Raw genomic sequence first — 22,729 nt, 5'->3', positions numbered from 1 at the left:
TATAGGTGTTTTGTGTGTTTAAATGATAAATTGATAATTCTGTATTGTTTATTGTGCGTTTTTTTTAATGTTTTAAAAAGAATGTAATCTTAGATTTATAAAAAAAAATCTGGTATTATGTATAAAACTTTTAGAAAAGCTTTTTTATCATTTATTGCACTAACTTTTTCTTTGGTAGTATTTTCTCAAACAACACAAGTTGGTAGCGGAAGTTCTATCATTAGTAATCCTATCACAGATGCACCATCACCACCTGCTCGTGAAACTTTAGATGTTATTTCAGTTTTTAGTGATTCATATAATAATATAACTGGTGTAAATTATAATCCAAATTGGCAACAAAGTGGTTTAGCTTCTGCAAATGTAGATTTTCAACCTTCAGGTCCAGAAAATGAAGTACTTGCTTACACTAACTTTAATTATCAAGGAATAGAATTTAATTCTGAGCAAGATTTAACTTCTATGGAGTTTTTACATTTAGATATTTGGACTGTTGATGGTGTAACTCCAACCATAACTGTAATTAGCTCAGGAACAGAAATTCCTCATACAATTACAAATGGAGATGATACTTGGCAAAGTATAGATATTCCTGTTGAAGGTATAACAGGCGATATTACAAAAGCAATTCAATTAAAGTTTGCAGGAGGTAATGGTTCATCTCATGCTATTTATGTAGATAATATATATTTTTATAAAAGTCCAACAGCTACAGGAAAGGATGCAACTTTAAGTACTTTAGAAGTAGATGGTAATTCAGTTATAGGTTTTACACCAAATAAAAGCTCTTATTCAATTGAACTATTAGGGGGAACAACACAAGTACCTCAAGTTACTTTGGCTACAACTTCAGATACCTCTGCATCAAGAGTAATCACACAGGCGTCTTCTATTCCAGGTGAAGCTTCTATTTTAGTAACTTCAAAAGATGGTTCTACTACTAAAGCATATACTTTATCTTATTATATTGGTGCACCAAATGTAAATGCGCCAACTCCACCTGTTCGTGAAACACTAGATGTAATTTCAATATTTAGTGATGCTTATGATAATATTTCTGGAGCAAATTATAATCCGGATTGGCAACAAACAGGTTTTGTCTCTGCAAATGCTGGCTTTCAACCAAATGGTTCTGGAAATGCAGTATTAGCTTATCCAAATTTTAATTATCAGGGAATAGAATTTAATTCTATTCAAGATATATCTGCTATGGAATTTTTACATCTAGATATTTGGACTGTTAATGGTGTAATACCTACAGTTTCAGTAATTAGTTCAGGTACAGCAATTCCTCATACAATTACAAATGGAGATGGTGCATGGCAAAGTATAGAAATTTCTGTTGCTGGCATAACTGGTGATTTTACAAAAGCTATTCAATTAATGTTTAATGGAGGTAATGGTTCTTCAACTGCCATTTATGTTGATAATATATATTTTTATAAAAAACCAACAGCTTCAGGTAAAGATGCAACTTTAAGTACTTTAAAAGTAGATGCAAATACAGTTGCAGGTTTTTCACCAAATTCAGCATCTTATTTAATGCCTTTACCAGGAGGAACAACAGTAGTACCTCAAATTACTTTAGCAACAACATCTGATGCATCAGCTTCAAAGGTAATTACACAAGCTACTACAATACCTGGTGATGCAACTGTTTTGGTAACGGCTCAAGATGGTACAACTAAAAAAACATACAAGGTTTCCTTTTTTATTGGTCCACCAAATGTAAATGCACCAACACCACCTTCTCGTAATTCTTTAGATGTAATTTCGATTTTTAGTGATACTTATAATAATATATCTGGCGCAAATTACAATCCAGATTGGCAACAAAGTGGTTTTGGTTCTGCAAATCCAGCATTTCAACCTACTGGTTTTGGTAATGCAGTACTTGCTTATCCAAATTTCAGTTATCAAGGAATAGAATTTAATTCTGTTCAAGATATATCTGCTATGGAGTTTTTACATTTAGATATTTGGACTGTTAAAGGTGTATTACCTACAATTTCTGTAATTAGTTCAGGTACAGCAATTCCTAAAACAATACCAAATGGAGATGGGCAATGGCAAAGTATAGATATTCCTGTTGCAGGTATTACAGGTGATATTACAAGAGCTATTCAATTAATGTTTAATGGAGGTAATGGTTCACCTGGTGCTATCTATGTTGATAATATATATTTTTATAAAAGCCCAGTAATTGCAGGAAAGGATGCAACTTTAAATGTTTTAGAAGTAGATGGTACTTCAGTTGTAGAATTTACACCTAACTCAGAGTCTTATTTGATGGCTTTACCAGGAGGAACAACAATAGTACCTCAAATTACTATGGCAACAACAACAGATGCTTTAGCTTCAAGAGTAATAACACAAGCTACCTCAATTCCTGGTGAAGCTTCTATAGTTGTAACATCACAAGATGGTTCAATAATAAAAACGTATACAGTATCTTTTTATATTGGAGCACCAAATGTAAATGCGCCAACACCAACTGTTCGTGTAAATTCAGATGTAATTTCAATTTTTAGTGATGCTTATAACAATATCATAGGTGCAAATTACAATCCAGATTGGCAACAAAGTGGTCTTAGTTCTGCAGATACAGAGTATCAACCTACAAGTTCTGGAAATGCAGTACTAGCATACACAAATTTTAGTTATCAAGGAATAGAGTTTAATTCAGTTCAAAATTTAACTTCTATGGAATTTTTACATTTAGATATTTGGACTGTTAATGGAGTAATTCCTAGTATAGCCGTCCTGAGTTCAGGTACAGAAATTCCTCATGCAATTCCAAACGGAGATGGTATTTGGCAAAGCATAGATATCCCTGTTGCAGGTATAACAGCAGATATTACAAAAGTTATTCATTTAAAATTCATTGGAGGTAATGGTTTTTCAAATGATATTTATGTAGATAATATCTATTTCTGGAAAGCAGCATCACTTGGAACCAATGATGTTGAAGTTTTGACGTTTAAAGCTTTTCCAAATCCAAGTCAGAATAGTTGGACAATTAAAACTGATAATGTGAATATTAATTCTATTAAAGTATTTGATTTGCAAGGTAAAAATGTGTTTTCATCAATACCAAATACAAACATAACAGTTATTGATGGATCTAATTTAAAAGTTGGATTTTATTTTGCTCAAATAAAAACAGCATCTGGTGTTAAAATTATGAAGCTTGTTAAAAAGTAGATTGCTTAATTAGAATACTTCTAATTTAAGAAAATTAAAAATTAAAATATGACATTTAAAAATCAGATTGCGACAAAAACATTTTCCTTTTTTTTAATACTGTTTTGCGCTTTTTCCTTTTCTGCCCAAACAACACAAGTTGGTAGTGCAAGTTATACCAACAATCATCCAGGAAGAGATGCTGCTGGTAGAAACGATTTCCCTTCAGGTTCTCCACAATTATCAGGAAATGCTTTAGGAAAACCTGTTCCAACTAACGATTGGTGGTCTAAATTAGTAAAAGAAGATCACGCAGATAATTTATTTAATTATCCTATGACAATGAAAACCACAAATACAGGTTTAATTGTTACCTATATTCCTTGGGGAGTTATTGGAGATTCTGCACCAATTGAAGTTGGTTTAACAGGTTTAAATACAACAAAAACAACCGTTTCAGATTATTCTGATTGGACAGTTACTATGAACTGGAAAGATGGAGACAACGAGTTAAAAGCTACTTCTGGTATTGGAATGCCTTTTTTATATTTTGAAAAAGATGCAGATGATGTTGTAGAAATAAAAGTGAATTCAGGCTCTGTAACAATTTCTAATGAAATGTTGATCATAGAAAATGCTTCTGCTGATCAAGATTTTGTTTTTTATGCACCAACAGGAAGTACATGGTCTAATTCAGGAAGCATATATACTTCAACTTTAAATGGAAAGGACTATTGGTCTATGGCTATGTTACCACAAAATACAAGCAATGTCAGTTCAGTAGCACAAGACTTTAAAAAATATGCGTATGTTTTTCCAACAAATACAACTACTTCATGGAATTATAATGAAACTAATTCAAAATTAACAACAACTTTTTCAGTAACAACAGCTTTAAAAGAAGGATCAAATTCTAATATGCTTTTGGGCTTGTTGCCACATCAATGGTATAATTCAAGTTCAAATTCTCCTGTGCCAAGTTCATATACTTATGGTTCTGTTCGAGGAGAATTAAAAATGTTAGAAGGAAATAGTTTTACTGTTGAAAACACATTTAAAGGAATTTTACCAACTTTACCCTATTTGGCAAATTATAGTACAGGTTTTAGTCCTGCTGATTTAGGTACTAAAATTTCTCAAATAAAAAATGATGGTTTAGCTACTTGGACAGACTCTTATAATGAAGGTCAAGTTATGAATCGTTTAATTCAGACTGCAAGAATCGCAGATCAAACAGGCGATATTACAGCAAGAGATAAAATGATTGCTACTGTTAAAGAACGTTTAGAAGATTGGTTATCACATGAATCTGGGGAAGTTGCGTTCTTGTTTTATTACAATTCAACTTGGTCTGCAATGTTAGGTTATCCTGCAGGTCATGGACAAGATGGTAATTTAAATGATCATCATTTTCACTGGGGTTATTTTATTCATGCGGCAGCATTTATGGAGCAATTTGAACCTGGTTGGGCTTCTAAATGGGGAGATATGATTAATATCTTAATAAGAGATGCGGCTTCTACTGACAGAAATGATGTTAAATTTCCTTTTTTAAGAAATTTCAGTCCTTATGCAGGCCATAGTTGGGCAAACGGATTTGCAACTTTTCCACAAGGAAATGACCAAGAATCAACTTCAGAAAGTATGCAATTTGCTTCTTCATTAATTCATTGGGGTACTATAACTGATAATAAATCCATAAGAGATTTAGGAATTTATATTTATACAACAGAACAAACAGCAGTAGAAGAATATTGGTTTGATATATATGATCGTAATTTTAAACCAGAACAACAATTTAGTTTAGTTTCTAGAGTTTGGGGAAACTCTTCTGATAATGGAACATTTTGGACAGCAGATATTGCCGCTTCTTATGGTATAGAAATGTATCCTATTCATGCAGGTTCTTTTTATTTAGGTCACAATCAAGAATATTCTAAAAAACTTTGGAATGAAATTGCATCTAATACAGGTGTTTTAAGTAAAGAAAATAATGATAATTTATGGCATGATACTTATTGGAAATATTTGTCATTTACAGACCCACAAGCTGCAGTAGATTTATACAATGCGTATCCAGAAAGAAATTTAAAGTTTGGTATTTCTGATGCACAAACTTATCATTGGCTGCATAGTGCAAATGCTTTAGGTGTTGTAGATGCTAGTATTACAGCGAATTACCCAATAGCAATCGCTTTTAAGAAAAATGGAGAAACTACTTATGTAGCCCATAACTATTCGAATTCAGCAATTACAGTTACTTTTTCTGATGGATTTCAATTAAATGTACCTGCAAATGAAATGAAAACTAGTAAAGATGCAAGTGCTACTGGAGTTTTGTCTTCTGATTTTGAGCAAGCTTTTGCAAACGGCAGTGTAAATTTATCAGTTGTTACTTCTGGAACAGGAATTTCTAAAGTCGAATTTTTTGATGGAACAGAATTAATAGGTGAAGATACAACTGCTCCTTATGAAATTAAGGTAACTAATTTAAGCTTAGGTGTACATGGTGTGTATGCAAAAGTATATGTGAATAATCAATTTAATATTACCAATATTATTAAGGTTCAAGTTGGAGAGCAAGTACCATATTCTGGAACACCAATATCAATCCCTGGAATTATTGAGCCAGGTTTATATGATAAGTTTGAAGGAGGTATAGGTCAAAATATTGCTTATGTTGATACTTCTATTGGTAACAATGGAGATTTTAGAACTGAAGAAAACGTAGATGCAGAATCAAATAATCAAGAAGGAGCTATTGTTGGTTGGATTGGAGCTGGAGAATGGATGGAATATACAATTGATGTTCAAACTGCAGGGGTTTATGATCTAAGTTTTAGATATGCATCAGGAAATTCAAGTGGAGGTGGACCATTTCATTTTGAGGTTGAAGGTAAAAAAATAAGTCCAGATATTGCTGTGCCAAATTCTAATGATTGGGGAAATTGGGCAACAAAAACAGTATCAAACATCGAACTTACAAAAGGAGAACAAGTCTTAAGATTATTTTTACAAAACGGTGAGTTTAATCTTGGTAAAATGACATTTTCATATAAAAGTACTTTAAGTTATGTGCCTCCAATAGCAAATGCAGGTGAAAATATTTCTATAATTTCTCCAACAACAACAGCAAGTTTAAATGGTACTGCTAGTAATGATCCAGAAGGACAAACAATTTCTTACAGTTGGGAACAAGTTTATGGACCTTCAATCATTAGTTTTAGTAGTAAAACAATTGCATCACCAAACATTTCAAATTTAGAGAATGGTGTTTATAAATGTAAATTAACTGTAAATGATGGTACTTATTCAGCTTCAGATGAGGTTTTAATTATTGTTTCAGATTCTGGAAATTTAAGTCCTACTATAGGAATTACATCTCCAAATGAAGGAGCAGCATTTAGAGAAGGAGAAGAAATTACAATAGTTACAGTTGCTAATGATTTAGATGGTACTGTTTCATTAGTAGAGTTTTTTGATGGAACTACAAAAATAGGAGAGAAGGCTTCTGCGCCATTTAATTTTATTTTGAAAAATGCAATTGTTGGTAGTCATGAAATTACGGCAGTAGCAACAGATAATAATGATGCAAAAACTAGTTCTAAACCAGTTACAGTTTCTGTATCAGAGGTTATGTTATGTAAAGAAACTTCTACAGAATCTCAGCAAGGTAATTTCTCTACAGGATATGAAGTTTCTTATGAAACTGTTGGTACAAGTGTAACCATTTCTTTTACATTATTAGATACAGATAAAGCAGGTGTTGTAGCTTATTTATGGAAACAATCTCCTTTTGGGGAGAGTCAATTAGAAAATGTATCAGGTTTAACCTTTTCTAAAACCATTAGTGGTTTTACAATCGGTGAGACTATTAGTTACGCTTGTAAATTTGCTTATTCAGGTGGTTCATCAGCAACAAAATACTTTAGTTATGTAGTAGGTGATAATTGTACAGGTAGTACTTCTGATGTGTTAGCTCCTGAAAACCTAGCAGTTAGTATTGGTGTAATAACTTCATCATCAGTTGAAATTTTATTAAATGCTACAGATAATTCAGGAAAAGTGGTGTATTCTATAACAAATGGGAATTCTACTGAATCTGTTAATGGAGATTCTGGAACGCAAAAATCACATATTATAAATGGTTTAACTGCAGAAACAGCTTATACATTTAGTGTTCAGGTAAAAGATTTATCAGGTAATATAGCTAGTAGTAGCTCAATTTCTGTGCAAGCAACAACTACAGAAAATATGAATTCAGAATGTTCTGGAATAGATAATAAATCAATACAAGGTGCATTTGCAACCGGTTATAATTATGCCTTTACTTCAAATGGTACAGATGTTACATTAACATTTGAATTATTAGATTCAGACAAAACAGGTGTTGTTGCTTATTTATGGAAAGAAGCTCCATTTGCAGAAACACAAATGAATAATGCTGGAGGTAAAAAATTCACAAAAACTTTAAGTGGTTTTACAAATGGTCAAACAATTAGTTATGCATGTAAATTTGCTTATGCTGGAGGTTTGTCAGTAACAAAATATTTTTCTTATAAAGTAGGTACTAATTGTACGTTAAATGTTAATAATGATGTTTTAGCAGCAACTATAAAATTATATCCAAATCCTGTAAAAAATATTTTGAAATTAAATTCACCAATTAAGACGATAACTAAGGTTGAAATTTATTCAGTAATTGGAAAAAAGGTAATTGAATTTCATCAAGATTTAGATAAAATGAATATAGAAGAATTATCAAGTGGACTTTATGTGATAAAAATTATTTCGAATGATGTGTCTTTTACAACCAAATTTATAAAAGAGTAATTTACAAGTCATTTTTAAGTATAAAAAAATCCGTTTAGAATTTCTAAACGGATTTTTAATTTGTTATTATTCCTAAGAAACAATTTTTATTGATTTACCACAACCCATTCTCCTTTTTCAATTAAAGGAATAGCTTGTTTAAATTTTACTTCTTTTTCTTCACCACTCATTACATTTTTAATTGTAACACGTTCATTTCTACCAATTTTTGGTTGATCGCGTACAATTGTTTCAACAGGTTCTTGTTGTTGTCTAGAGTTTTTAATTGCTTGTTCTGTAGAGTTTTGAACATCTGCTTTACTTGTGTTCAAATTTTCTCTTTTTTGTTGACGTGCTTCAGAAATTTGATTTTTATCTTGCTTTGGTAATTCTCCTTTAAATAAGAAAGATAAAACCTCTTTATTTATATTATCAACAGTAAGTTTAAATAATTCAAAAGCTTCAAACTTATAGATTAGTAAAGGATCTTTTTGCTCATAAGATGCATTCTGAACAGATTGTTTTAAATCATCCATTTTACGTAAATGATCTTTCCAATTTTCATCAATAATTGCTAAAGTGATGTTTTTCTCGAAATCTGTAATTAAACTTTTTCCTTCACTTTCATAAGCTTCTTTTAAGTTGGTAACAACTTGTAAAGATTTAGTTCCGTCTGTAAAAGGAACTACAATTCGCTCATATCTATCACCTTCATTTTCAAAAACATCTTTAATTACAGGAAATGCTAAAACCGCATTCCTTTCAATCTTGTTTTTGTAATGTTCAGCAACGATATCATATAATTTATCAGCGATTTCTTTTTCTGTTAATTTATTAAATTCATTCTCAGAAATAGGAGAAGCCATTGATGAAAAACGAATCAATTCGAATTCGAAATTTTGAAAATCTTTTGCCAGTTTATTAGCACCGATTATAGATTCAAGTGTATCATAAATCATATTTGCAATATCAACTTGCAAACGTTTACCATCCAAAGCATGTCTTCTTCTTTGGTATACAAACTCACGTTGAGAGTTCATAATATCATCATATTCTAATAAACGTTTACGAATACCAAAGTTGTTTTCTTCAACTTTCTTTTGTGCTCTTTCAATAGATTTGGTAATCATAGAATGCTGAATTACTTCACCTTCTTTTAATCCCATTCTATCCATCATTTTGGCAATTCTATCAGAACCAAAAAGACGCATTAAATTGTCATCTAAAGCAACATAAAACTGAGTAGAACCAACATCACCTTGTCTTCCTGCACGTCCTCTTAACTGTCTATCTACTCTTCGAGAATCGTGTCTTTCTGTACCAATAATAGCTAAACCACCAGAACCTTTTACTTCATCAGATAATTTAATATCTGTACCACGACCAGCCATATTTGTTGCAATTGTTACAACACCAGGTTTACCTGCTTGAGCAACAACATCAGCTTCACGTTTGTGTAATTTTGCATTTAATATATTATGAGGAATCTTACGCATTTGTAACATTCTACCTAATAATTCTGATATTTCTACAGAAGTTGTACCAACTAAAACAGGTCTGTTTTGTTCAACTAGTTTTACGATATCTTCAATAACTGCATTGTATTTTTCACGTGCCGTTTTGTAGATTAAATCTTCTTTATCATCTCTTTGAATTGGTTTGTTAGTAGGAATTTCAACTACGTCTAACTTGTAGATTTCCCATAATTCACCTGCTTCAGTAATTGCAGTACCCGTCATACCAGACAGTTTTCTGTACATTCTAAAGTAATTCTGTAGCGTTACAGTTGCAAAAGTTTGAGTAGCATCTTCAATTTTTACATTTTCTTTTGCTTCAATTGCTTGGTGTAACCCATCAGAATAACGACGACCATCCATAATACGACCAGTCTGCTCATCAACAATCATTACTTTATTTTCCATCACAACATATTCAACATCTTTTTCGAAAACAGTGTATGCTTTCAATAGTTGATTCATTGTATGAATACGTTCACTTTTAATACTAAAGTCTTTATATAATTCTTCCTTTTGAGAAATTTTTTCTTCTGATGTACTTTCTGATGCATCAATCTCACCAATTTTTACACCAATATCTGGTAAAACAAAGAAGTTGTCATTATCTGTACTTTTTGATAAATCTGCAATTCCTTTATCTGTTAAATCAATTTGATTATTTTTTTCTTCAACAACAAACCATAAATCTTCATCGACTTCTGGCATTAATTTGTTGTTATCTTGCATGTAATAGTTCTCTGTTTTTTGCAAGATTTGTTTGATTCCTTCTTGAGATAAATATTTTATTAAAGCTTTGTTTTTAGGCAAACCTCTATAAACTCTTAATAATAAGAATCCACCATCTTTATCATTTCCATCAGCAATTAATTTTTTAGCTTCTGCAAAAACACCAACTAAATGTTGTTTTTGTAAAGTAACTAAATCAGATACTAAAGGTTTTAATTCTGTAAACTCATGTCTATCTCCTTGAGGAACTGCTCCAGAAATAATTAATGGAGTTCTAGCATCATCAATTAAAACTGAATCTACTTCATCAATAATCGCATAATTTGGTGCTCTTTGAACTAAATCGTCTTTAGAACTTGCCATATTATCACGCAAATAATCGAAACCAAATTCGTTATTTGTTCCATAAGTAATGTCTGCGTTGTATGCTTTTCTACGTTCGTCAGAATTTGGTTGATGATAATCAATACAGTCTGTTGTAAAACCGTGAAACTCAAAAATTGGTCCCATCCACGCTTTATCACGTTTTGCTAAATAATCATTTACAGTTACTAAGTGAACTCCATTTCCTGTTAAAGCATTTAAATAAACGGGTAGGGTAGAAACTAATGTTTTCCCTTCACCAGTCATCATTTCTGCAACTTTACCTTGATGTAAAACAGAACCACCAATTAATTGAACATCGTAATGAACCATATCCCAAGTAACGGGTTTTCCTGATGCATCCCAAGAATTTGCCCAAAGTGCTTTATCGCCTTCTAAAGTAACATTGTCTCTTTCTGCTGATAATTCTCTATCAAAAGGAGAGGCAGTTACTTCAATTTCTGTGTTTTCTACAAAGCGTTTTGCAGTTTCTTTTACTACAGCAAAAGCTTCTGGCATAATTTGAAGTAAAGTTGCTTCAGAAACAGTATAAGCTTCATCTTTTAAAGAATCTATTTCTGTATAAATATCTTCTTGACGATCTATTTCTGCAGTTTTAGCTTCTTCTTCTAAAGTAATAATTTTATCATTAAACTCTTTTGTAGCATCTTTTATCCTCTCTTTAAACTCTATTGTTTTTGCACGTAATTCATCGTGAGAAAGTTTTGAGAAGGCAAGTTCGAATTTTCTTACGTCTTCTACTACAGGTTGTAATCCTTTTAAATCTTTCTGTTGTTTATCTCCTACAAAAAGTTTAATTACTGAATTTAAAATATTCATTATATATATGTATGTTTTACAGTTACTTATGTAACTATGTTATTTCAATTTGAATTCAAGTTTTATCAACTTAAAAAGAACATTTTATCGATTAAAAAAAAAACAAAAAAAAAGCCTCCTTAGAGACTTTATATTTTTATTCTGATTTAGTATTCATCCTCATTCCAAAGATAATCATCTTCAGTCGGATAATCAGGCCAAATCTCAACAATTGAGTCATACGAATCACCTTCATCTTCTATATCTTGTAGGTTTTCTACTACTTCTAAAGGAGATCCAGTTCTAATAGCGTAATCTATTAACTCATCTTTGGTTGCTGGCCAAGGCGCATCTGCTAAATAAGATGCTAATTCTAATGTCCAATACATTTCTTATTGTTTAATTTTGTGCAAAAATAATTTTTTTACTGAATTATGCAAGTCTTTTTTAAGAAATTTATTGTGAAGTAAATATTAAATTTTGTTATGTCTTTAAAATCAGTGATTTATAAGTTAAATAAAATTTAATAATTTCTTCGAATCGATAAAAAAAGAACTTATTAATTTTTTTCAGGAATCCATTTAATTTCCTCTACTGCTAAGTCTTTCGACAATTTTCGTGCCAACGTAAAAAGGTAGTCAGAAAGGCGGTTTAAGTATTTTATGATGTCATTATTAATTGCTTCTTGATCATTTAACTCAACAGATAAACGTTCTGCACGTCTACAAACACATCTTGCTATGTGACAAAATGACACTGCTTGATGTCCTCCAGGAAGAATAAAATGAGTCATTTGAGGAAGCTCTAAATCCATTTTATCAATTTCATTTTCTAAAAACAGAATAGAATCTTCATCAATCTTTGGTATGTTAAGTCTTTCTTTACCGTTTTTTAATGTTTCTTTTTCAGGTGGAGTTGCTAACATTGATCCTAAAGTGAACAATTCATTCTGAATAACAAGTAAAGGTTCTTTAATAGAATTACCTATTTCTTGGTCTTTTATTAAACCAATGTAAGAATTTAATTCATCTACAGTTCCATAACTTTCAATACGTAAATTGTATTTTTTAACTCTAGTTCCTCCAAAAAGAGCCGTTGTACCAGTATCACCAGTTTTTGTATATATTTTCATTTAAATAAGTTTCTAATTTTAAAGTATCAAAGTTACAAAGTTTCTTTTCTAATAAAGTGTTAAACTCTTATCTTAAAATGCTCTTTTTCTTGTTCTTTTCTGAAGAAAACAATTCCCCAGTGAAAAACATCTACAGTAACCGTTACTTTTGGATGATTTTTTATTTCTGACCAAGCTTCTTTCATTTCCTGACTCCAATAAATATCATCAAAAATCCAAACAGAATTGTTGTTAATAGCCGGTAAACACATATCGAAATAATCTAAAGTTGCTTTTTTATTATGATTTCCATCAAAATATATGAAATCGAATTGTTGGTTTTTTATAACTTTTGGAAGAGTTTCATTAAAATCACCCGTAATTATATTGATTTTATTAAAGTCGTTTTTTTTGAATAATTCTTGAGCTACTTTACTCGTTTCTGGGCAACCTTCTAGTGTTGTAATTAGAGATTCATTATTACCAATTTTAATAGAGGAAGTTCCTAAACCTATCGAGGTTCCAATTTCTAAAATATTTACTGGTTTAAAGTAAGCTACTAAACGAATTAATAATTTTGCTTTTTTATTTGAAATTCCTGCAACTTTAGTAATTTTTGAAACTTCTCGGTTGTTGGATTTAAAAATTTTAGAACCAGCACCAAAATCAGTGACTTTTATTACCGTTTTGTTGTCTAACAACTGTTGCTTTATGTTTGAAAAGTATTTCCATAAACTAATATCTGTTTTTTTGTAAAAACATTTAGTTACCAAATTAAATACAAAAGGAGAGTGTACTCCATGTTGATTTGATGATTTGGAAAGGAATTTTAAATATTCTAATATTAGATGAATCATTGTCTTTATAAAAAAAACGAAAGTAAAATAAAATTATAGCAAATCACTTTTAAAAAGTATATTTGTATTTATTGATGACTAAAATTAAAATGAAAAAACACTTTTTACTACTCTTATCTATAGTTTTTCTTTCTTCATGTGTTCCTAGTAAAGATTTAATTTATTTACAAGGAGAACCTATCCAAAAAAAGGAAATAAAAAGAATAAATGACATTCCTTATAAACTACAAGTTGATGATATTTTAAATATTGATATTAAATCCACAGATATTAAATCTTCTAATGAAGATATGGTATCAATTTTTGTAAAACAATCTGGAGGTAATAATTCTGGAGGGAATTCAAGTCAAAGTTTTGGTTCTGGTGCTAGCTACCTTTCTGGTTATAGTATTGATAGTTATGGTAACATAAGAATGCCAACTTTAGGAGAAATTAATGTTTTAGGTTATACAACAGTTGAAGTTAGAAAAAAAATTGAAAATGAATTAAATAAATATCTAAAGAATAAAGATGATATTTTTGTTTCTGTAAAATTATCAGGAATTAAATATACTATTATCGGAGAAATTTCTAGCCCAGGACCTAAGGTTATCTTTCAAAATAAAGTTTCTGTTATCGATGCAATTGCAAACTCAGGTGATATTACTACAGTTGGTAATAGAAAAAAAGTAGAAATTATTAGAAATTCGATTTCTGGAACTGAAAAATTCACCATTGATTTAACTGATATAAATGCTTTTAATTCTGATGTTTTTTATATCAAACCCAATGATATTATTAATATTATTCCATTAAAGCAAAAAACGTGGGGTACTGGAACTACGGGACTTCAGACTTTTACAACAGTAATATCAGTCTTTACATTGTTATATTCTACAGTTATTTTAGCTAAAAATTTATAATATTTATGGATAATAAAATAAATTTTACAACACCTACAATTCAAAATAATATAGATTTTAAAGGCTATGTTTTTAAAATTATTTCTTATTGGAAACTTTTTTTAGCGACTATTATTATTGCTTTGATTATAGCTAAGTTTATGAATGGTTATAAGCAAAAAAGGTTTAGTTTAAGTACTACAATTTCTGTGAAAGAAGAAAATAATCCTTTGTTTTCTACAGGAACTAATATTGCATTTAATTGGGGTGGAGCAAGTGATGAAATAGAAACGATAAAAGTTATTATTGGTTCTAGGTCTCACAATGAAAAAGTAGTGAAAAAATTAAATTTCTTTGTTAATTACCTTAAAGAAGGAAGGTACAGAAAGGAAGATGTTTATGGTTATACCCCATTCACTGTAAATTTTCAAACAGATGAACCACAATTATATAACAAACTTTTAAAAATTGAAATAACAGGAGATAATAAATATAAACTATCTTTTGACTTTAATGAGTTAGGTTCAGATCAATTAATTGTATATGAAGATAATACTGTAAGTCAATTTATATCTGATAAATCCAATTTTTCAAAAGAGTATAATGTTGATGAAGTAATAAAGACACCTTTTTTAAATTTTTCTTTGAGAAAGAATAACAAATTCAATATTGGTGAAACTTATTTTATAAGGTTTGCAAGTTTTGACGGGACAGTAGGTGCTTATAGAGGTGTGAGTGTTAGGACTATAACTGCTGCTGCATCTCTTTTAGGTTTATCTATGAGTGGACCGAATAAGAGAAGAATAGTAACATATTTAAACGCAACAGTTCAGGTTTTAGAGGCTGAAAAACAAGAGCAGAAAATTCTATATGCTAGAAAAACGAAAAAGTATATTGACGAATTATTTGTAAGAGAGCAAGACAGTTTAAATAAAATAGAAAGAGAATTAGGAATTTATAAAGAAGTTCATAATATTTTTGATTTATCTACTGAAGGTTCTCAAGTTTTTGATGAAATCATTGAACTTGAAAAAGAGAAAAAAACTCTATTAGAATTTAATGATTACTTAAAGAACTTAAGGAGTTATATTTTAACGCATAACCAATATTCTGAAAATATTCCAGTGCCTGCTTTAATTGATATACAAGATGTTAAAATAGCCGAAGAAATTACGATACTTATCCAAAAGTCAACTTTAAGAGAGACTTTAAAAAGAAATGTTACAGAAAATTACCCTGGATTAAAAAAACTTAACGATGAGATTTCTATTGCTAAAAATAATTTATTTGAGAATATAGCGAATTTAAGAAACATAAATAATAATAAAATTAGTAAGATTAAAAAAAGACTATCACTCACTAATTCTAAATTAAAAAAAATACCGTCTAGAGAACAAGGTTTATTAAAATATCAAAGAAATTTCGAAATTTCAGAAGCGAATTATAATTACTTAAAACAGAAAAGTTATGAAGCAGGTACTGCTATTGCAGCGAATGTGTCTGATGTTAAGATAATTGATGAAGCGAAAGATTTAGGGGAAGGGCCAAATTATCCTAAACCACAATTTAATTACTTAGTAGGGTTAATGATGGGGATCGTAATTCCGTTGTTTTATATAATAATTAGAGAAATCTTAGACACAAAAATACACACAGCTGAAGAAATTCAAAATAATTATGCAATCCCTGTTTTAGGAGTTGTTGGAAGAAATCAAGGGAAAAATAATTTAGCTGTTTTTGATAGACCGAAATCTTCAGTTTCAGAATCTTTTAGGGCCTTAAGATCTAATATTCAGTTTATGTTTAAAAATGCTTCTGATAAAGATGCATCAAAAACTTTAATTTTGACTTCCTCTGTTAGTGGTGAAGGAAAAACAATGGTTTCTATAAATATGGCAACTGTTTTTGCTTTGAGTGGAAAGAAAACCGTTTTAATAGGTTTAGATTTAAGAAAACCAAAAATTTATGATGACTTTGATTTAACCAATGATATTGGTGTTGTAAATCATTTAATTAACCAAAAAACATTAGATGAAATTATAATTCCGACTAAAATACCAAATTTAGATCTTATTTTATCCGGACCAATTCCTCCTAACCCATCAGAGCTTCTCTTAAACGACACTGCAGATAAAATGATTAAAAGTCTTCAGGAAAGATATGATTATGTTATTATTGATACACCTCCAGTTGGTTTAGTTTCTGACGCATTAGAATTGTTTAAATATGGTGATGCAATTATTTATGTTATTCGTCAAGATTATTCTGAAAGAGGAATGATGAAAATGATAGATGATAAATACAAGAATAAAGAAGTTACAAATATCAGTTATGTCTTAAATGACTTTTCTATTAAGAATAATTATGGCTATGGTTATGGATACGGTTATGGCTATGGTTACGGCTATGGTTATGGGAAATACGGTTATGGTTATCATGAAAATGAAGAACCAAAAGGTGTGTTTTCAAAAATATTAAGTTTCTTAAAAATAAAATAAAGATTTAAAAAAGTATCGTTAATTCGATACTTTTTTTCCTTTTAGATAAACAGATTCTATTTGGTTATTTCCAAAACTATATGGAATAACATTATAACTTGGTATTTCTTTTGTTATAAAAAAATTTGCTAATTTTCCTTTTGTAATACTACCTACTTTTTCAATTAAATTCATTGCATATGCTCCATTAATAGTTGCAGCATTTATTGCTTCATTAGGAGTCATTTTCATTTTAATACACGCAGTTGCAACAACAAAATTCATGTTTCCTGAAGGAGTAGAACCAGGATTGTAGTCTGTAGCTAAGGCAAGCGCTAAATCATTATCAATTATTTTTCTTGCTGGAGTATAAGGAATGCTTAAAAAATATGAGCAAGAAGGAAGTGCTACTGGCATTGTCTCAGAATTCTTTAATACTTCTAAATCATTCTCAGATAATACCTCTAAATGATCTACAGATAATGCATTGTGTTTAGTTGATATTTCTATTCCACCAATAGAATTAAATTGATTAACATGTGTTTTTGGTATTAATCCATACTTTTTTCCTGCGGATAAAATTCTATCAGTATCATCAACAGAAAAATAACCTACTTCACAGAAAATATCTATAAAATCTGCTAAATTTTCTTTAGTAATTTGAGGCAACATTTCATCAATAATTAAATTGAGATATCCGTCTTTATTGTTTTTAAATTCTTTTGGAATTGCATGAGCTCCTAAAAAAGTTGCTTTTATAGGTAGATCATAATTTTCTTTTAATTTTTTGATGACGCGCAACATTTTCAATTCAGAAGAAACGGTTAATCCATAACCAGATTTTATTTCTATAGCACCTGTGCCTAAAGCAATAACTTCTTCTAATCTTTTTGCAGATTGATTGTATAAATCATCTTCTGTAGTTGCTTGTAATTTTTTAGCTGAATTTAAGATTCCTCCTCCATTATTTGCAATTTCCTCATAAGATAAACCGTTTATTCTATCTACAAATTCTTGTTCTCTATTACCTGCATAAACAATGTGTGTATGAGAATCACACCAAGTAGGTAATATCATTTTATCTGTACAATCTGTTTTTTTATCAAAACTAGATCCATGTAAATCAGACATCTTTCCATAATCATAAATCAGACCATCTTTAACTAATAAAAATGCATTCTTAATAGAAGGCAAGATGTTCATTTCTTTACCAGAAATTTTTTTTACTGATGCATCTCTTACTTGAATTAATTCTTTGATATTGATAAATAAATGAGTCATAAAAAATGATTAAATTCGCTTTAACAAAAATACATAAATCTATTGTAATGATTCCAAAAAATGAATACGCTCCTTATTTTGAACAATACATTCAACTTGTTTCTCAAGAGAATACATCTATCATTGAAAATTTAGAAAAATCACAAAATGATTTTGATGTTTTATTGAGAGATTTACCAATTCAAAAACATGATTTTTCTTATGCAGAAGGTAAATGGACATTGAAAGAATTGATTCAGCATATTATTGATACAGAACGTATTTTTTGTTACAGAGCTTTGTGTTTTGCAAGAAATGATAAAACTTCTTTACCAGGTTTTGATCAAGATATTTTTGCTGATAATGATACTGCAAATGAAAGAGATTATTATGATTTGTTAGACGAAATGTCAACGTTAAGAAAATCTTCAATTCAATTATATAAAAGTTTTTCTGAAGAATCCTTGTTAAGGATTGGAGTAGCTTCTGAAAACAAAATGTCTGTTAGAGCTTTAGGTTATTTGTTTTCTGGACATCAAATACATCATTTAAATGTTGTAAAAGAAAGATATTTATAATAAAAAATCCGAAGTTTAAACTTCGGATTTTTTTATGAATCTAATATGCTGTTTTGTCTTCTTTTTCAGACCATGTATTAAAAGGTTCTAAAGCAATTTCTCTTCCAACTTGTTCAAAAGGAATACTTCTTTTTTCATAAGGTAAAGGAATTTCTTTGTAAATAAATTCATCATCAAAACCAATATTAGCTGCGTCTTGTTGATTACTTCCATAATATACTTTGTCGGGTCTTGCCCAGTAAATTGCACCTAAACACATAGGGCAAGGTTCACAAGAAGTATAAACGATACATCCATCTAACTGAAAAGATTCAATATTTTTACATGCATCTCTAATTGCTGTTACTTCTGCATGAGCTGTTGGGTCATTTGTAGATGTAACTTTGTTATTTCCGTGTCCAATAATTTTACCATCTTTTACAACAATACAACCAAAAGGTCCGCCTTCATTATTATTCATTCCTTTTAAAGCCGCTTTTACAGCTTCACTCATAAATTCTTCGTGTGTGTTCATCTTCATTTTCTATTATTATGATTACTTCTTTTAGCTAAAAAAAAGCTGCATGAAGCATGCAGCTTTTTAGAATTTATAAAAATAATGTTTTTTATTTTAAAGTTCCAATCATTTCTTCTGGTTTTACCCATTCATCATATTGTTCTGGAGTTACATAACCTAAACGTACAGCTTCTTCCTTTAAAGTAGTTCCGTTTGCGTGAGCAGTGTTTGCAATTTCAGCAGATTTGTAATAACCAATCTTTGTATTTAAAGCTGTAACTAACATTAAAGAATTATTAACTAATTCAGTAATTCTTGCGTGATTAGGTTCAATACCAACAGCACAATTTTCATCAAAAGATTTACAAACATCACCAATTAATTGAGCAGATTGTAAAACATTCGAAGCCATTACTGGTTTAAATACGTTTAATTCATAATGTCCTTGAGCACCACCAAAAGTAACAGCAACATCATTACCCATAACTTGTGCACAAACCATTGTCATAGCTTCACATTGAGTAGGATTTACTTTACCTGGCATAATAGAAGAACCTGGTTCGTTTGCTGGAATAATGATTTCTCCAATTCCAGATCTTGGTCCTGAAGCCATCATTCTAACATCATTTGCTATTTTATTTAAAGAAACAGCAATTTGTTTTAAAGCTCCATGAGTTTCTACAAAAGCATCATGTGCAGCTAAAGCTTCAAACTTATTTTCTGCCGTTATAAAAGGCATTCCTGTAAATTCTGCAATATATTTAGCAACTAAAACATCATAGCCTGCAGGAGTATTTAATCCTGTACCTACTGCTGTTCCTCCCAAAGCTAATTGAGATAAATGTTCTAAAGTATTATTTAATGCTTTTAAACCAAAGCTTAATTGCGCTACATAACCAGAAAATTCTTGACCTAAAGTAAGTGGAGTAGCATCCATTAAATGCGTACGACCAATTTTTACTACGTCATTAAATGCTTCTGATTTTGCTTTTAAAGTATCTCTTAATTGCGTAATACCAGGAATTGTAGTTTCTACAATTTTCTTATAAGCAGCAATATGCATTCCTGTTGGAAATGTGTCATTTGATGATTGTGATTTATTTACATCATCATTTGGTTGAATTGTTTTTTCTCCTTCACCAATTACTTTTCCAGCAATTTCGTGTGCTCTGTTAGCAATTACTTCGTTCACATTCATATTAGATTGTGTACCAGAACCTGTTTGCCAAATTACCAAAGGAAATTGATCATCTAATTTTCCTTCTAAAATTTCATCACAAACTTGTGCAATTAAATCTCTTTTTTCGGTTGTTAAAGCACCTAAATCAGCATTTGTATAAGCTGCTGCTTTTTTAAGATATGCAAAACCATAAACAATTTCTAATGGCATTGACCCTGCAGCACCAATTTTAAAGTTGTTTTTAGAACGTTCTGTTTGAGCTCCCCAATATTTATCTGCAGGAACTTCTACGTTACCCATAGTATCTTTTTCGATTCTATATTTCATAATTATGATGTAAATTTTAGATGAAACAAATTTACAAAAAACAATTATTACATGTAGTTGATAATTATCATTTTTAGATAACTTAAAAAAATATTTTTTTGATGCTATTTTTTTTGAAAATAAGTATTATTTTTGCATTAATAATTTTTCAAAATATACAAATGTTAGATTTTTCACAATTTTCAGGATTAGTTTTATTTATGTTTATTTTTACAGCTGGTTTCTGGTTGTTAATATTCTTATTAACATTTGTGGTTCCTTATTGGATTGGAGGAACTATTTGGGAAAATATGAAATTAAAGAAAGAAGCGAAAAGAGCTGCGGAAGGAAAGTAGTTTTTAAAATATTATGTGACGTCCTGAAATAGCGTTACAGAATTAATAATCTAAAGGTAGTGATTTTATATCACTGCCTTTTTTTGTTTTATATTGTTTTCTTTTGATGCTATTTTGTTGATACATTTGATTAGGAGTCAACATATAATTAGATAAATGTGGTCTAAAATTATAATATATTTTTATAGCGTTTTGATCTAGTTTTCTTTTGATTTTTAAATTAGTATCGAATTTATCAATATCAAATTCTTGTTTTAAGATCCCATTTATTCTTTCTGAAATTGCATTTTCATAAGGATCATATTGTTCAGTCATACTTGGTGAAATTTCATTTTTATCTAATATTTTTTGATATTCATTAGAGCAGTATTGTAAATCGCTATCTGAATGATGAATGATAGGTTCATTTTAGTAAACTCTATTTTTAAGTGCCATTTCTAAGGCAATTAGAGATCCTTTTACGTTTAAACTATCACTAACATTATAACCTACAATTTTCTTAGAATAGGCATCTGTTGTTAATGCTAAATACTTGGGTTTGATTTTTATGTTTTCTAAATTGATGATGAGAATTTGTGGTAACATGATATTTGTTTTAAGGTCCTATTAATAGGTTATTAGCCTTTAGTATTTCAAATAATTCATCTTCTAACAAATAATAAAGTTTTCTTGTGCCTATTTTTGGCATTAGAATTCGTTTTGATTTTACTAAACCGATTACATTAAAGCTCAATTTTAGTTTTTCTCTGGTGGATTTTTATTTCACGGTAGTAAACCTGTCTATCAAGCCCAAGTAAATCACAAGTAATAGTTATACTTTGTTTGTGTTCATTTGAGAAGTATGCCATTACTTGGGTTCTTGCTTTTTTCTAATAGGAATATTGAACTCTTTTTCTGTATAATCAATCATCATATCAAAAAGAATTGCTTTTTTATCCGCTCTATCAGCTAGATGTACTGCTCTGTTTTTTTGCTTCTCAAGTAATAGAACCTGTTGTTCTAAGTCTAAAATTCGTTGTTCGGGTGTTTTAGACATATCTTTTCTGATTGTGTATTGATAATCAAAGTTACCATATTTCTTCAACCAAGTCCTAACAGTAGAAGTTGCTTGAACTCCATACTTACCTAAAGTTCCTGTTGGAGTTAATAATCCTTGTTTTATTTCTTGAACAACCTGTAGTTTTAAACTTAAACTGTAATCCTTTTGTGTTCGCTTTTTGTAATTTGAACCTTGTATTTCCATAACTAAATAGTGTTAACTGTGACACTATTTCAGGACGAGACATTTTTATTTATAATAATCTTTTTACTTCATTTTTTATAAATGAAATTGCAGTATCCGTTGGAGGTAATGATTTAGAATAATGTATTATTACATTTTCCCGTAAGCTATTTGCAGAGTCTGATGTTTCTGCAACTTGTTTTAACTTGTTGATAATTGCGTTTTTAGTCGCTAAAATAGCAGTCCAAGAATCATTAGAAATGTAAATTTGTTGTACTAAATTGTGTTCGAATTCTTGTTCTACACTTGCAATTAGTAACTGTAAATAATCTTGAGTATTTTCTGAAACAGGTTTTACTCTAACCAGCATTTTTACAGGGTTAATGCGCTCACAAAACAATAACATTCGCTCATAAGCTTGTAATTTAATTGGTAAAGATTCTTTCTTTTTCTGCGCTAAAAGTTCTAAACTCTTTTCAGAATTTTGTTGCCTTATAAATCCGTTAAACATATAATAAGCAACCAAACCAGTAACTGCAGCAGGTAAAATATAACCAATACTTTCTAAGATTATATCTTCCATAA

At 29.9% G+C, this 22,729-nt stretch carries 17 protein-coding genes; 6 read left to right on the top strand and 11 right to left on the bottom strand.

Annotation, left to right across the window (positions count from 1 at the left end; all coding sequences use genetic code 11):
* Window positions 1-117 precede the first annotated feature (117 nt).
* Window positions 118-3,204, top strand: coding sequence for a T9SS type A sorting domain-containing protein (locus BTO07_RS03995; protein WP_087519998.1), 3,087 nt, complete (start codon window positions 118-120; stop codon window positions 3,202-3,204).
* Window positions 3,205-3,252: 48 nt separating this feature from the next.
* Window positions 3,253-8,016, top strand: a complete 4,764-nt coding sequence (locus BTO07_RS03990) for a glycosyl hydrolase (protein ID WP_087519997.1) — start codon at window positions 3,253-3,255, stop codon at window positions 8,014-8,016.
* 86 nt (window positions 8,017-8,102) lie between these two features.
* On the opposite strand, the gene secA is transcribed toward BTO07_RS03990, so the two are convergent.
* The 4 genes from secA to BTO07_RS03970 all read right to left on the bottom strand — a co-directional run bounded on the left by secA (window position 8,103) and on the right by BTO07_RS03970 (window position 13,388).
* Window positions 8,103-11,441 (bottom strand): preprotein translocase subunit SecA, encoded by a 3,339-nt coding sequence (gene secA / locus BTO07_RS03985; RefSeq protein WP_087519996.1) that lies wholly within the window; start codon window positions 11,439-11,441, stop codon window positions 8,103-8,105.
* A gap of 146 nt (window positions 11,442-11,587) precedes the next feature.
* Window positions 11,588-11,809, bottom strand: a complete 222-nt coding sequence (locus BTO07_RS03980) for a DUF2795 domain-containing protein (RefSeq protein ID WP_004571063.1) — start codon at window positions 11,807-11,809, stop codon at window positions 11,588-11,590.
* A 170-nt stretch (window positions 11,810-11,979) separates the two neighbouring features.
* Window positions 11,980-12,552, bottom strand: coding sequence for a cob(I)yrinic acid a,c-diamide adenosyltransferase (locus BTO07_RS03975; RefSeq protein WP_087519995.1), 573 nt, complete (start codon window positions 12,550-12,552; stop codon window positions 11,980-11,982).
* A 59-nt stretch (window positions 12,553-12,611) separates the two neighbouring features.
* Entirely contained in the window at window positions 12,612-13,388 is a 777-nt protein-coding gene (locus BTO07_RS03970) for an O-methyltransferase (RefSeq protein ID WP_087519994.1), read from the bottom strand.
* A gap of 89 nt (window positions 13,389-13,477) precedes the next feature.
* Here BTO07_RS03970 and BTO07_RS03965 point away from each other — a divergent pair, with 89 nt between their 5' ends.
* Window positions 13,478-14,290, top strand: a complete 813-nt coding sequence (locus BTO07_RS03965; RefSeq protein ID WP_087522545.1) for a polysaccharide biosynthesis/export family protein — start codon at window positions 13,478-13,480, stop codon at window positions 14,288-14,290.
* Between the two features lie 5 nt (window positions 14,291-14,295).
* A complete protein-coding gene (locus BTO07_RS03960) occupies window positions 14,296-16,767 on the top strand; it encodes an exopolysaccharide transport family protein (RefSeq protein WP_087519993.1) in 2,472 nt (823 codons plus the stop codon).
* A gap of 18 nt (window positions 16,768-16,785) precedes the next feature.
* Here the strand turns inward: BTO07_RS03960 and hutI are convergent, their stop codons facing one another.
* A complete protein-coding gene (gene hutI / locus BTO07_RS03955) occupies window positions 16,786-18,027 on the bottom strand; it encodes an imidazolonepropionase (RefSeq protein ID WP_087519992.1) in 1,242 nt (413 codons plus the stop codon).
* 5 nt (window positions 18,028-18,032) lie between these two features.
* Between hutI and BTO07_RS03950 the strand changes: the two genes are divergently transcribed.
* Window positions 18,033-18,584, top strand: coding sequence for a DinB family protein (locus BTO07_RS03950; RefSeq protein WP_232457084.1), 552 nt, complete (start codon window positions 18,033-18,035; stop codon window positions 18,582-18,584).
* A gap of 40 nt (window positions 18,585-18,624) precedes the next feature.
* Here the strand turns inward: BTO07_RS03950 and BTO07_RS03945 are convergent, their stop codons facing one another.
* Window positions 18,625-19,098, bottom strand: a complete 474-nt coding sequence (locus BTO07_RS03945; RefSeq protein WP_087522543.1) for a nucleoside deaminase — start codon at window positions 19,096-19,098, stop codon at window positions 18,625-18,627.
* A 91-nt stretch (window positions 19,099-19,189) separates the two neighbouring features.
* On the bottom strand, window positions 19,190-20,587 hold the full coding sequence (gene fumC, locus BTO07_RS03940) for a class II fumarate hydratase (RefSeq protein WP_087519991.1): 1,398 nt from the start codon (window positions 20,585-20,587) through the stop codon (window positions 19,190-19,192).
* Window positions 20,588-20,748: 161 nt separating this feature from the next.
* Between fumC and BTO07_RS17375 the strand changes: the two genes are divergently transcribed.
* Complete coding sequence (locus BTO07_RS17375; protein ID WP_198342508.1) at window positions 20,749-20,922, top strand: hypothetical protein; 174 nt, start codon at window positions 20,749-20,751, stop codon at window positions 20,920-20,922.
* Window positions 20,923-20,964: 42 nt separating this feature from the next.
* Here BTO07_RS17375 and BTO07_RS17370 read toward each other — a convergent pair whose 3' ends face one another.
* The 4 genes from BTO07_RS17370 to BTO07_RS03930 form a co-directional block, all read right to left on the bottom strand.
* On the bottom strand, window positions 20,965-21,249 hold the full coding sequence (locus tag BTO07_RS17370) for an integrase core domain-containing protein (protein WP_257789771.1): 285 nt from the start codon (window positions 21,247-21,249) through the stop codon (window positions 20,965-20,967).
* A gap of 81 nt (window positions 21,250-21,330) precedes the next feature.
* On the bottom strand, window positions 21,331-21,507 hold the full coding sequence (locus BTO07_RS17365) for a hypothetical protein (protein ID WP_198342506.1): 177 nt from the start codon (window positions 21,505-21,507) through the stop codon (window positions 21,331-21,333).
* 262 nt (window positions 21,508-21,769) lie between these two features.
* The gene (locus BTO07_RS17360; protein ID WP_198342505.1) at window positions 21,770-22,165 is read right to left on the bottom strand and encodes a hypothetical protein; all 396 of its coding nucleotides are present in this window, start codon (window positions 22,163-22,165) and stop codon (window positions 21,770-21,772) included.
* Between the two features lie 49 nt (window positions 22,166-22,214).
* The gene (locus BTO07_RS03930; protein WP_087519990.1) at window positions 22,215-22,727 is read right to left on the bottom strand and encodes a DUF7935 family protein; all 513 of its coding nucleotides are present in this window, start codon (window positions 22,725-22,727) and stop codon (window positions 22,215-22,217) included.
* Window positions 22,728-22,729: the final 2 nt, after the last annotated feature.

The organism is Polaribacter sp. SA4-12, from assembly GCF_002163675.1.
In the GTDB taxonomy this organism is placed as follows: domain Bacteria; phylum Bacteroidota; class Bacteroidia; order Flavobacteriales; family Flavobacteriaceae; genus Polaribacter.
The sequence above is the reverse complement of the archived record's forward strand: the minus strand, read 5'-3'. Positions and strand labels throughout refer to the sequence as shown.

Coding starts and splice junctions, on each gene's coding strand:
- BTO07_RS17375 (WP_198342508.1), top strand. CDS start 20,749: ATGTTAGATTTTTCACAATTTTCAGGATTAGTTTTATTTATGTTTATT.
- BTO07_RS17360 (WP_198342505.1), bottom strand. CDS start 22,165: ATGGAAATACAAGGTTCAAATTACAAAAAGCGAACACAAAAGGATTAC.
- hutI (WP_087519992.1), bottom strand. CDS start 18,027: ATGACTCATTTATTTATCAATATCAAAGAATTAATTCAAGTAAGAGAT.
- secA (WP_087519996.1), bottom strand. CDS start 11,441: ATGAATATTTTAAATTCAGTAATTAAACTTTTTGTAGGAGATAAACAA.
- fumC (WP_087519991.1), bottom strand. CDS start 20,587: ATGAAATATAGAATCGAAAAAGATACTATGGGTAACGTAGAAGTTCCT.
- BTO07_RS03995 (WP_087519998.1), top strand. CDS start 118: ATGTATAAAACTTTTAGAAAAGCTTTTTTATCATTTATTGCACTAACT.
- BTO07_RS03930 (WP_087519990.1), bottom strand. CDS start 22,727: ATGGAAGATATAATCTTAGAAAGTATTGGTTATATTTTACCTGCTGCA.
- BTO07_RS03960 (WP_087519993.1), top strand. CDS start 14,296: ATGGATAATAAAATAAATTTTACAACACCTACAATTCAAAATAATATA.
- BTO07_RS03980 (WP_004571063.1), bottom strand. CDS start 11,809: ATGTATTGGACATTAGAATTAGCATCTTATTTAGCAGATGCGCCTTGG.
- BTO07_RS03965 (WP_087522545.1), top strand. CDS start 13,478: ATGAAAAAACACTTTTTACTACTCTTATCTATAGTTTTTCTTTCTTCA.
- BTO07_RS03945 (WP_087522543.1), bottom strand. CDS start 19,098: ATGAACACACACGAAGAATTTATGAGTGAAGCTGTAAAAGCGGCTTTA.
- BTO07_RS03970 (WP_087519994.1), bottom strand. CDS start 13,388: ATGATTCATCTAATATTAGAATATTTAAAATTCCTTTCCAAATCATCA.
- BTO07_RS17365 (WP_198342506.1), bottom strand. CDS start 21,507: ATGTTACCACAAATTCTCATCATCAATTTAGAAAACATAAAAATCAAA.
- BTO07_RS03950 (WP_232457084.1), top strand. CDS start 18,033: ATGATTAAATTCGCTTTAACAAAAATACATAAATCTATTGTAATGATT.
- BTO07_RS03975 (WP_087519995.1), bottom strand. CDS start 12,552: ATGAAAATATATACAAAAACTGGTGATACTGGTACAACGGCTCTTTTT.
- BTO07_RS03990 (WP_087519997.1), top strand. CDS start 3,253: ATGACATTTAAAAATCAGATTGCGACAAAAACATTTTCCTTTTTTTTA.